The following is an 11399-nucleotide window of genomic DNA, read 5'->3' on the forward strand; positions in this document are numbered from 1 at the left end:
TGACTTTCTCGGCCATGTCGGCGGCGATGATTTCGTGATGACGCTGTGCATGACCGAATCTCACCGGGCACTGCGCCTGACAGCGCTCGAGCAACGCCTGGCCGGCCTGCAGTCGGCATTCCAGCATGCGGTCGCCAGCCTGTATCCGGCCGATGTGCTGGCAGCGGGAGGCTTTCAGGGCCACGACCGCTTCGGCACCACGCGCTTCTTCCCGCTGACGCGACTGTCACTGGTAGCGCTGCATGGCCTTGCCGGGGGCGAGACGACCCGGATCGCCGCGCGCTGGAGCGAGCTCAAGAGCGAGGCCAAGTCGCGGGACTCCGGGCGTGTCATCGAGGCGTGTGCCTCACCAGTGCAGTGATCTCCGCCTGCGAGTCACTCAATCGTCATCCGCCTGCCCCATGACTGTCATCGCTGGCCATCAGTCTGGCGTGAAGCCTTGAAGTTCATCCTGAAGTGTCGGGCTGCTGGGAGTCTGAGTCGCCCAGCCCCTGTTTTCACGGGCTATCCTTGTACCACATCGTCGTCTTACGGCCTTACCATGCGCAGTCCCCTGGATGCGCAGGAGTCTTTACATGTCCAGAACCGCCAGCATCTTCACGCCGTCCGCCATCTTTACCAGCAATCTGCAGTCACTGATGGCCGAATACCCTGCACTGGAGGCGCGCGTGATCAGTCATGCCGCCAGTCGTTTCTATCAGGTCCAGCTGGTGCTGGAAGCCGCCGGCGAGGAAGAGGAGGAGCGCAGTGAGCTGCTGATGAAGCGCGGCAAGCCGATGCTGTTCCGCTCGCTGGAGGATGTCTACAGCGAGCTCAAGCGGGGCGGGATGTCACGGGCGTGGCTGGTCTCGCAGGTCGCCAATGACGAGATGATCGGCCGCCCGCCGCAGTACCACCAGCCCTTGAGCTCGCGTATCCCGTTGAGCTTCTGAGTCCGCACCTTCTTGCTCAGGTGTGCTTTTGAGGCACCCAGCGGCCAATGCGCTCGCGATGGCGGGCGAAGAAGCGGTAACTCAAGTCCATCAGCGGGCGCAGGCCCGGCAGCAACGACAGGTGCACCAGGCGCCGATAGCCGAGTACCGCATAGAGTGCTCGGCTGGCATCCATGCCGACATACCACTCCCCGCGTGCGTCCTGCACATGCAGGCGTCCCATCATGGTCTCGAAGCTCAAGCCCAGCGCCTGAGATGAGAAATCTGATGCACGAATATCCACCGTTCTGACCCGCTCCCGCCCGGGATGCCTGGCCAGCCAGGCGACCTCGCGCTGGCACAGGGGGCACTTGCCATCGTGGTAGAGCGTGACCGGTGCGCTGGCTTGCCAGATGCGACTCATGAGGATTCCTTGTCGGTCGTGAGACTGGAGGGTGCGGCGTAGTAACCGGCGCGATGGGCATCACTGCCATAGTCCGCGGCGCTGTCGAGGCGAGCCAGGAAGGCGTCGGCCTGTTGCAGCAGGGCTTCGCGCTTGTCGTCCTTCATGCGTCGCCAGCTGCCGTAGACCAGTGACATGCGCGGATTGCGTGACAACGCCTCGCGATGACGCTCGATGAAGTGCCAGTAGAGGCTGTTGAACGGGCAGGCATGCGGGCCGGTGACCTTCTTCGGCGAGTACTGACACCTGTCGCAGTGGTTGGACATGCGATCGATGTACTTGCCCGAGGCACAGTAAGGCTTGGAGCCCATCAGGCCGCCATCGGCATGCAGCACCATGCCCAGCGTATTGGGCAGCTCGACCCATTCACAGGCGTCCACATAGACCGCCAGATACCAGTCGCATAATGCCTCGGGCTTCACGCCGCACAGCAGCGCGAAGTTGCCCGTGACCATCAGGCGGCGAATATGGTGGGCGTAGGCATGCTCGCGGGTGCTGGCGATGGCCTGATCCAGACAGCGCATGCCGCTGTCCCCCGTCCAGAAGAATTCCGGCAGGTTGCGGCTGGCTTCCAGCCGGTTCTCGCGCTTGTAGCCGGGCATGCGCGTCCAGTAGATGCCGCGCACATATTCGCGCCAGCCGAGTATCTGACGAATGAACCCCTCCGCCGAGTTGATCGGCACCTCGCCGCGCCGCCAGGCGGCGTCCACGGCGCTGCAGACCTCCTGCGGGCTCAAGAGCCCGATATTGAGCGCGGCAGACAGGCGTGAATGGAACAGGAAGGGATCGCTGTCCTCGATGGCATCCTGATAGCGGCCGAAGTCCGCCAGGCAGTGATCGAGAAAATGCGTGAGGTCACAGCGGGCCTGTGCGCGCGTGACGGCCCAGTTGAAGTTCTCGAGGCTGCCGAAGTGGCGTTCCTTGTCACTGGCCTGCTCCCCGAAGCGCGCCGCGACCAGCGCCAGCACCTCGCGGGTGGTCGCATCCTCGTGATGGGCATGCACCGGCGGCGGCGGGGCGTGGAAGCCGTCTGGAATCGGTTCGCGGTTGTCGTGGTCGTGGTTGAACTTGCCGCCGGCGGGTTCGCTGCCTTCCATCAGCAGGTCGGTGTCACGGCGTTGCTCGCGATAGAAGTACTCCATGCGCAGTTGCTTGCGGCCCTCGGCCCAGCCGGCGAAGGCTGCCGGCGTGGTGAAGAAGCGTGTGTCCTCGAGGACTTCCCAGCGCACGCTGCCGGCCTCGCGCCGCGCCAGGAAGTCGTCCAGCAGCCGCCACTCGCCGGGGCGGGTCACCAGCACGCCATCACACTGATACAGGGCAGCCAGACGCTCTGCTTCGCTGGACAGACGCTGGAGGTTGTCCGGATCCTCCAGTCGGCTTTCATGTACCTGCCAGCCACACTCCCTGAGTTCCTGGGCGTGATGGCGCATCGCGGCCAGCATCATCGCGATCTTGTGCGGGTGGTGCGGCACGTAGCGGCCTTCCTCCTCGACCTCGCAGAAGGCGATCACGCTGTCGGCGGGCGCCTGCTTGAGGCTTGCCAGCTCATGGCTGAGCTGGTCGCCGAGGATCAGCACCAGTGGCCGCGCGAAGTCGTGACGAGTGGCAAGTTGCAGAGTGGAGGGTTCGGGCACGATGACTCCGGGAGGGTTGTGACAATAATTGTCTTAAAGCTATACAAATCGTGATGATAGTATAACTTCATCCCTCACGCACAGGGCGAGCTGGTAATATGGCTGCGCTGTCGGTGAAGGTGGCTGCGCTGCGGTGAAAGTGGCTGCGCTGCCGCTTTACCTCTCTTCTTGCCCCTAGTCAGGAGTCCATCATCCATGAGTACCCCGCGTTTTGGCGTCATGCTGGTCAATCTCGGCACCCCCGATGCCCCGACCCCCAAGGCGGTGCGCCGTTACCTCGCGGAGTTTCTTGGTGATGTGCGCGTGATCGACCTGCCGCGTCTGCTCTGGCTGCCGATTCTGCATGGCCTGGTGTTGACGACGCGTCCCAAGAAGGTGGCCGAGGCCTACGCCTCGGTGTGGACGGAAGACGGCTCGCCGCTGATGGCGATCGGCAAGCGTCAGCGCGCCGCGCTGGAAGCACGCCTGGCCGAGTCACTGGGCGAGGACATTCCCGTCGAACTGGCGATGACCTACGGCAAGCCGACCATGGAAGAGGTGGGGCGCAAGCTCGCCAGCCGCGGTGCCGACCGCATGCTGATCCTGCCGCTCTATCCGCAGTTCTCGCGCACGACCACTGCCGCGGTCTTCGATCGCCTGGCGCGTGCGCTCAAGCCGTGCCCGCATCTGCCGGAGCTGCGTTTCGTGCGCGACTATCACGACCACCCGGATTACATCGCGGCGCTGGCCACCAGCGTGCGTGAGCACTGGGAGAAGGAAGGTCGGCGCGGCAAGCGCCTGCTGATGAGCTATCACGGCATTCCCAAGCGCTATGCCACCGCAGGCGACCCCTACCCGACGCAATGCGAGCGCACCAGCCAGTTGCTGGCCGAGGCACTGGGGCTTGGCGACGATGAGTGGGCGATGACCTATCAGTCACGCTTCGGCAAGGCCGAATGGCTCAAGCCGTACACCGATGAAACGCTGAAGGCGTGGGGCGGTGAAGGGCTGGAAAGCGTCGATGTCATCTCGCCGGCCTTCGCGGCTGACTGTCTCGAGACGCTGGAAGAGCTGGAGGAAGAGAACCGCGGCTACTTCACCGAATCCGGTGGTGGCGACTTCCGCTACATCCCGGCGCTCAATGACCGCAGTGACCATATCGATCTGCTCGAGGCGCTGTGTCGCCAGCATACTCAGGGCTGGTAACGAGCAGGCCCGTCATACTGCCATTGCCCGAGAAATGAAAACGCCCCACCAGTCATCACTGGTGGGGCGTTTTCATGTTGCTGGCCTGCTGTTCGTGAATCCGCTCCTGCGAATCAGCGCTCGTGGCTCAGAGCCAGGATGGTGAGAGCCTGCCTGGCGAGAGCCGAGAGCCGAGTGACGATCACGGCAGTCGGGATTCGCTGGCCTCGGCGTTGACCTCGTCCGGCTCCTCGGCGACTTCGAGTCGCTCCGGCACGTTGCGAGTGCGGCTGTCCGCCACCAGCTTCTGGTGCAGCGCCGCCTTGGACAGCAGGTGAGCGGTCACGGGGGCGGTGATGAACAGGAAGATGGACACCAGCATTTCCTGAAAGCTGAAGTGGCCGGTGGTGGCGCGGAAATAGATCATCGACGCCATCAGCACGCAGCCGACCCCCAGCGTGGTGGTCTTGCTGGGGCCGTGCAGGCGCATGTAGAAGTCCTTGAGGTGCGTCAGTCCCAGAGAGCCGATGAAGGCAAACAGGCCGCCGGCAACCAGGAAGAAGGCGATCACGCCTTCGAGGACAGGATAGAACCAGGTGGGCATGGGGAGTCTCCGCTCAGGTCATTCGATGATGTCGCCGCGCAGCAGGTACTTGCAGACTGCCACGGTGCTGACGAAACCGAGCATGGCGATCAACAGCGCCGCCTCGAAGTAGGACTTGCTGTTGAGCTGGATGCCGAACAGCACGATCAGGGCGATGGAGTTCACGTACATGGTGTCCACCGCCAGAATGCGGTCCGGCAGGTCCGGCCCGATGGCGAGCCGGAAGACGTTGAGCACCAGCGAGGCGGCGAACAGCGCGATGCTGATCCACAGGGCGATGTCTAGCATTCGAAGATCTCCTTGAGCGGACGCTCGTAGCGCTGGCGGATCTCGTCGATCAACTCCTGCTCATCCTCGACATCCAGCGCGTGGATGATCAGATGGCGGCCATCCAGCGTCAGATAGGCCGAGACCGTGCCCGGCGTCAGCGTGATGGTGCTCGACAGCAGGGTGATCGGGAACTTCTCCTCAAGCTCCAGCGGATAGCGCACGAAGGCCGGACGGAACTTGGCGCGCGGATTGAGGATCAGGTAGGACACCTGCAGGTTGGCGATGATGATGTCCATGATCACGCGCAGGAAGTAACTGATCAGTCGCCAGGGCTTCTGGAGGTCGGGCTGCGGCTCCCAGAAGCGGTAGGTCAGGATGGGAATCGCGATGGCCAGTACTGCCCCGAGCAGGATCTGACCGGGCGCGACGCTGTTCTGCAGCATCAGCCAGACGATCAGCAGCAGCACCGACAGCATCGGCGTGGGCAAGAGACGGGAACGAGGCTTGATCATGAGACATCTCCCTTCAGCGGCGGCGCGGTTTCGGGTGCCGCGTCCTTGCCGAGCAAGGATTCAAGATAGGGGGCCGGGTTGGACAGCTGCTCGGCGGTGGCCTTGGTCCAGTTCGCCAGCGGCCCCGCGAAGATGACCAGCATCAGCGCGGCCGAGATCAGCCCGCCAGTGGCGATGCCACGCGCCGCGCCGATGCGCTCGCCGCTGGGCTCGGCCTTGCTGGTGCGCCAGAACACGCTGGAACCGGCGCGCGAGCAGGCGACCAGCGAGCACAGACCGGCCAGCAGCAGCAGCGGCCACAGCCAGATCTGCTGCTCCGGCGTCGCCGAGGCGAGAATCAGCGCCTTGCCGATGGCGCCCGAGAACGGTGGCAGCCCGGCGGCAGCGGCGGTGCCGATCAGGAAGAGGCCGCCCAGCAGGCCTGCCTGCAGCAGCGGGCGCGAGCGCACGATGCGTGCCCCGGCCTTGCCGCGCTGACCGGCGACCACGTCGACCAGCAGGAAGAGGCCGCCGGTGACCAGCGTCGAGTGGATCAGGTAGAACAGCAGCGCGCTGTCTGCCTCGATCGTGTTCATGCCCAGCGCCGTCAGCAGCGTGCCCACCGATACCATCACCAGATAGGCCACCAGGGTGCGCAGATCACGCGCCGAGAGCACACCCAGCATCGCCACCACCAGGGTGGCGAGCCCCGCCCACCACAGCCAGTCACGACCGAGGTCCGCCAGTGCGCCAGCGTTGTCGGTGAAGATCAGCGAGTAGACGCGCAGGATGGAATAGATGCCGACCTTGGTCATGATCGCGAACAGCGCCGCCACCGGTGCCGAGGCCGCGGCATAGGCGCGTGGCAGCCAGAAGTACAGCGGCAGCATCGCCGCCTTGAGGCCGAACACCACCAGCAACAGCAGGCCGCCGGCTTCCATCAGGCCGGCACGGCCCGGGTCCAGCGTGGTGACGATGACCGCCATGTCGGCCATGTTCAAGGTGCCGGTCACGCCGTACAGGATACCCAGCGCGATCAGGAAGAACGCCGAGCCCATCAGGTTCAGCACCACATAGTGCAGCGCCGACAGCGTGCGTGCCTTGCTGCCGCCATGCAGCAGCAGGGCGTAGGAGGCGATCAACAGCACCTCGAAGAACACGAACAGGTTGAACAGGTCGCCGGTCAGGAAGGCGCCGTTGATGCCCATCAGCTGCAGCAGGAACAGACCATGGAAGTTGGAGCCGGTCTCATCGATGCCCGCCGTGGCGTACAGACAGGCCAGCAGTCCCAGCAGCGAGCTGAGCAGCACCATGGTCGCCGACAGGCGATCCAGCACCAGCACGATCCCGAACGGCGGCTGCCAGTCGCCCAGCGCGTAGTAGCGGATGGTGCCATCACCGGCCTGCACCACCAGCGCGATGGCGATGGCCACCATCAATGCCTGGGCCACCAGGCTGACCGTGCGGCGCAGGGTCGGTGAGGTGGCACGACTCAGCAGCAGGCCCGCCCCCACCAGCAGCGGCAGGACAATCGGAAGGACAATCAGGTGTTGCAGCATCACTTGGTGTCCTCTTTCTCTTTCGAATCATCCAGGCGATTGCCGTTGACGTGGTCACTGCCCAGGTCGCCGCGCGCGCGCATCGCCAGGATGACCACGAAGGCCGTCATGGCGAAGCCGATCACGATGGCGGTCAGCACCAGTGCCTGGGGCAGCGGGTCAGCTGCTGGTGAGCCGGCACCGACCACGGCTGGATTGCCGTGCATCGCAAGGCCACCCATGGAGAACAGGAACAGGTTGACGGCGTAGGACAGCAGCGTCAGGCCGACCACGACGGGGAAGGTGCGGCCGCGCAGGGTGAGGTAGACACCGCAGGCGGCCAGCAGGCCGGTGGTAGTGGCGTAGAGGGCTTCCATCACATCTTCTCCTTGGTCGGGCGATGCGGAGTCGTCAGCTTGCCCAGATTGGCGAGAATCATCAGGGTCGCGCCGACCACGGTCAGGTAGACGCCGAGGTCGAACAGCAGCGCGGTGGCCAGCTCGATTTCCCCGATGACGGGCAGGGTGAAGTGGCCGAAGGAGGATGTCAGGAACGGATAGCCGAACACCCAGCTGCCGGCGCCGGTCAGGCCGGCGATCAACACCCCGGCCGCCGCGACGGGCTGATAGGGGAAGCGCAGCCAGCGCTGCGTCCAGTCCACGCCACGCGCGATGTAGAGCAGGATGATGGCCACTGCCGTCACCAGACCGGCGATGAAGCCGCCGCCCGGCGCATTGTGGCCACGCAGGAAGATGTAGACCGAGACCAGCAGAGCCAGTGGCAGCAGCGTCTGGGAGACGGTGGCCAGGATCATCGGATGGCGATCCGGCGACCAGCCACGTCCATCCAGATCACTGGACGGCATGAACAGGCGCAGACGGTTGAGCAGCTTGAAGATCGCCAGACCCGCGATGCCCAGTACGGTGATCTCACCCAGCGTATCGAAGCCACGGAAGTCGACCAGAATCACGTTGACCACGTTATGGCCACCGCCACCGGAGACCGCATTGGCCATGAAGAAGTCGGAGATCGACTCCACCGGGCGGGTCAGGATGGCGAAGTTGAGGCTCGCCACCACCACACCGAAGGCACTGGCCAGCAGCACGTCGCGCATGATGCGGCGTGCACTGGATTCCTTGGGCGTGCGCTGGGGCAGGAAGAACAGCGCCAGCATCAGCAGGATCATCGTCACCACCTCGACCGCCAGCTGGGTCAGTGCCAGGTCCGGTGCGGCGAAGCGCGCGAAGGCCAGCGAGGTCATCAGGCCGACCACGGACAGCATCAGCAGCGAGATCAGACGCTTGCGGTGGGTGATCGCGGTGCCGAGGCCGGCCAGGCCGGTGATCACGGCGCCGGTCAGCAGCATGCCATCGAAGGGCTGTTGCTCAAGCTCCCCACCCAGTTGCGGCACGGCCAGCAGGCCGATGCCGACGAACAGCAGCGCGGTCAGCAGCAGCCACAGCATGTAGCGCTGCAGCGAGCCATTCTCGAAGCTGTCCATGCTGCGCTCGGAAAGCTTGACGAGACGCTGCACGTTGGCCTCGAACACCAGCAGGGCATTGCGCGCGCGGAACTGACGCTGGAAGGAATAGAGATGATGGCGCAGGGCATAGACGGCGACGCCGCCCGCCAGCGCGATACCGCTCATCAGCAGCGGCAGATTGAAGCCGTGCCAGATGGCGAGGCTGAAGTCCGGTACCGGTCCGGCCAGCACGCTGGCGGAGGCACTGACCAGCAGGTCCTTGATCACCAGCGACGGCAGGATACCGACCAGCAGACAGATCAGCACCAGCACCTCGATGGGCAGCTTCATGTAGCGCGGCGGCTCATGCGGGGTCTTGGGCAGATCCTTCGGCTCGCCATTGAAGAAGACGTCGTGGATGAAGCGCAGCGAGTAGGCCACCGACAGGATGCCACCGAGGGTCGCCAGTGCCGGAATCAGCCACGACAGGCCGCCCAGCAGCTGGGCATCGAGGCTCTCGGCGAAGAACATCTCCTTGGACAGGAAGCCGTTGAGCAGCGGCACACCGGCCATCGAGGCCGAGGCGACCATCGCCAGCACCGTGGTATGCGGCATGTAGCGATACAGGCCGTTGAGCTTGCGGATGTCACGCGTGCCGCACTCGTGATCGACGATGCCGGCGGCCATGAACAGCGAGGCCTTGAAGGTGGCGTGGTTGATGATGTGCAGCAGACCCGCGACGGCGGCCATCTGGCTGTTGAAGCCGAACAGCAGCGTGATCAGGCCCAGGTGACTGATGGTCGAGAAGGCCAGCACGCCCTTGAGGTCCTGCTTCATCAGCGCGAACCAGGCGCCATACAGCAGGGTGGCCAGACCGGTCAGGCTGACGATGTAGAACCACAGGTCTGTCCCCGCGAGCACCGGGTGCATGCGCGCCAGCAGGAAGACACCGGCCTTGACCATGGTGGCGGAGTGCAGGAAGGCGGACACCGGCGTCGGTGCCGACATCGCATGGGGCAGCCAGAACTGGAACGGGAACTGGGCCGACTTGGTGAAGGCGCCCAGCAGTACCAGCACCAGCGCGACCGGATAGAGCTCGTGGGAGCGGATCTGGTCCGCCGCGGCCAGCACGTCATCGAACTGGTAGCTGCCGACGATATGCCCGATGACCAGGATGCCGGCCAGCAGTGCCAGACCCCCGGCGCCGGTGACGGTCAGGGCCATGCGGGCGCCCTTGCGCGCCTCGCTCAGCTGGTACCAGTAACCGATCAGCAGGAAGGAGCTCAGGCTGGTCAGCTCCCAGAACACCCACATCAGCAGCAGGTTGTCTGCCATCACGATGCCGAGCATCGCGGTCATGAACAGCATCAGGAAGCTGTAGAGGCGTGCCAGCGAATCCTCGCCCGACAGGTAATAGCGGGAATAGAGGATGATCAGCAGGCCAATGCCGAGAATCAGCAGCACGAACAGCCCCGACAGACCATCGAAGCGCAGCGACAGGTTGAGTCCCAGCTCCGCGATCCAGGGCAGATGGAACTGGGGCACCATGCCCGAGAAGACGTCTCCGAGGTGGAAGACGGCGATACCGAGTGCTAGGGCAGGTGCCACCGCGGTCAGCCAGGCAAGGCGTGCACGGGGCAGGTTTCTGGCCATCAAGGGCACCAGGGCACCGAGTAACGGCAATAGCACGATCAACAGCAGGGTCATGGAAGACTCGCTCCAGTCGTTGTTGTAGTACGTAGTCCGTCATTCGTGGGCAGCGCAGACACAGGCTCAGGGCCGGACTGCCAGCTTCGAGATCGGGAGGCGGAGTTTCGGCCACTGGGTGCCGACAGAATAGGCGAGCGCACTGCAGGTTGCCGCGATGAAGTGCCGGACACACGAGACTCTGTCAGGAAGACGTTCTCATGGGGCCATGCGAGACACGACATGCGTCACGCGGCAGCAAGGGTTGGCAGTGGCTGGCTCAGGCGGCACGGAGGATCTGGCGCGGGTTCAGCGCGTCAATCGCTCCGGGCATGACGTTACCGTCGCAAGGGGCGGATCCGTCAGGAAGGGGAGTCGCACGGCACGGGGTGCCAGCATCCAGGATGGGATGAGGTCCGCAGCGCGTCCCCGGCTGCCCGCAACGGGCAGACGGCGAATATGCCGGGTTGGTGCGGTCATGTCATGTCTTGCGAGCATGGCCGTATTCCTCCTGAAGCCCCTGGATGACAAGTGTGTGTTCGAGTGGAGACACTTGCGCGATCTTGTTGAAAACATTGATGGAACGTGACCTAACCTCTCGAATGTATCACGCACTTGCACCCCTCGCCAGCGCATGCCCGACCCGCCGGAACGCGACATGTACCGTGTGAAGTGTTGTACAAGATGTCAATTTTCTTGTACAAATATTGCACGCCATACGTTCCACGGAGTCATCATGCACGAGGTCGCCAGCATGAATTCGGGCAACGCACCGGAAACCTCTCTGGTGTGGTTGCGTCACGACCTGCGGCTGGAAGACAACCCGCTGTTCGCGCTGCCCCTGTCACGTCGCCCGCATCAGATGCTGGTGATGTATGTCTTCGACCGTCGCTGGCTGACGCCGAGCGACGGCTTGCCACGCCTGGGGCCCGCGCGTCTGCGCCTGCTGTGGCAGAGCCTGATGAATCTGCGAGGCATGCTGCTGCGCCGTGGCAGTGACCTGCTGGTGCGCGTCGGGGACCCCGTCGAGGAAGTGCTGACGCAGGTCGCCCAGCATGATGTCCAGTGCCTGGAAGTCAGCCTCGCCGCCGCGCCGGAAGACAGCCGCGCCCTGCGGCAGCTCTCACGGCGCCTGCCGGCCTCGACCCGGCTCCACTGTCATCCCGCTGACCAGAT

At 64.4% G+C, this 11399-nt stretch carries 11 protein-coding genes and 1 pseudogene; 4 read left to right on the forward strand and 8 right to left on the reverse strand.

All coding sequences use genetic code 11. From position 1 onward, the window contains the following. Positions 1-361, forward strand: a pseudogene (locus AC4FAH_RS03130) (hypothetical protein); the annotation flags it as partial. Between the two features lie 214 nt (positions 362-575). Beyond that, positions 576-932 (forward strand): DUF6482 family protein, encoded by a 357-nt coding sequence (locus tag AC4FAH_RS03135; protein WP_225347494.1) that lies wholly within the window; start codon positions 576-578, stop codon positions 930-932. Between the two features lie 16 nt (positions 933-948). On the opposite strand, the gene AC4FAH_RS03140 is transcribed toward AC4FAH_RS03135, so the two are convergent. Further along, positions 949-1335 (reverse strand): thiol-disulfide oxidoreductase DCC family protein, encoded by a 387-nt coding sequence (locus AC4FAH_RS03140; RefSeq protein WP_286987857.1) that lies wholly within the window; start codon positions 1333-1335, stop codon positions 949-951. Beyond that, a complete protein-coding gene (locus AC4FAH_RS03145; protein WP_288387862.1) occupies positions 1332-3008 on the reverse strand; it encodes a cryptochrome/photolyase family protein in 1677 nt (558 codons plus the stop codon). Before AC4FAH_RS03145 ends, AC4FAH_RS03140 begins: the two co-directional genes overlap by 4 nt. A 195-nt stretch (positions 3009-3203) precedes the next feature. Between AC4FAH_RS03145 and hemH the strand changes: the two genes are divergently transcribed. Beyond that, complete coding sequence (gene hemH / locus AC4FAH_RS03150; RefSeq protein WP_054555275.1) at positions 3204-4193, forward strand: ferrochelatase; 990 nt, start codon at positions 3204-3206, stop codon at positions 4191-4193. 181 nt (positions 4194-4374) lie between these two features. On the opposite strand, the gene AC4FAH_RS03155 is transcribed toward hemH, so the two are convergent. From AC4FAH_RS03155 to AC4FAH_RS03180, 6 genes are read right to left on the reverse strand one after another with little or no spacing between them, the layout of a single operon-like run. Further along, entirely contained in the window at positions 4375-4776 is a 402-nt protein-coding gene (locus AC4FAH_RS03155) for a Na+/H+ antiporter subunit G (protein ID WP_054555276.1), read from the reverse strand. Positions 4777-4794: 18 nt separating this feature from the next. Continuing rightward, complete coding sequence (locus tag AC4FAH_RS03160) at positions 4795-5064, reverse strand: K+/H+ antiporter subunit F (protein WP_043334744.1); 270 nt, start codon at positions 5062-5064, stop codon at positions 4795-4797. Further along, positions 5058-5558, reverse strand: coding sequence for a Na+/H+ antiporter subunit E (locus tag AC4FAH_RS03165; RefSeq protein ID WP_043334742.1), 501 nt, complete (start codon positions 5556-5558; stop codon positions 5058-5060). Before AC4FAH_RS03165 ends, AC4FAH_RS03160 begins: the two co-directional genes overlap by 7 nt. After that, entirely contained in the window at positions 5555-7096 is a 1542-nt protein-coding gene (locus AC4FAH_RS03170; protein ID WP_339843222.1) for a monovalent cation/H+ antiporter subunit D, read from the reverse strand. Before AC4FAH_RS03170 ends, AC4FAH_RS03165 begins: the two co-directional genes overlap by 4 nt. After that, complete coding sequence (locus tag AC4FAH_RS03175) at positions 7096-7452, reverse strand: Na+/H+ antiporter subunit C (protein WP_043334740.1); 357 nt, start codon at positions 7450-7452, stop codon at positions 7096-7098. Before AC4FAH_RS03175 ends, AC4FAH_RS03170 begins: the two co-directional genes overlap by 1 nt. Continuing rightward, positions 7452-10244 (reverse strand): monovalent cation/H+ antiporter subunit A, encoded by a 2793-nt coding sequence (locus tag AC4FAH_RS03180; RefSeq protein ID WP_043334738.1) that lies wholly within the window; start codon positions 10242-10244, stop codon positions 7452-7454. Before AC4FAH_RS03180 ends, AC4FAH_RS03175 begins: the two co-directional genes overlap by 1 nt. Before the next feature lie 715 nt (positions 10245-10959). On the opposite strand from AC4FAH_RS03180, the gene AC4FAH_RS03185 reads away from it, so the two are divergent. Then, the coding region (locus AC4FAH_RS03185; protein ID WP_490245632.1) for a deoxyribodipyrimidine photo-lyase at positions 10960-11399 on the forward strand (440 nt) is incomplete at its 3' end.

The organism is Cobetia sp., assembly GCF_983723665.1.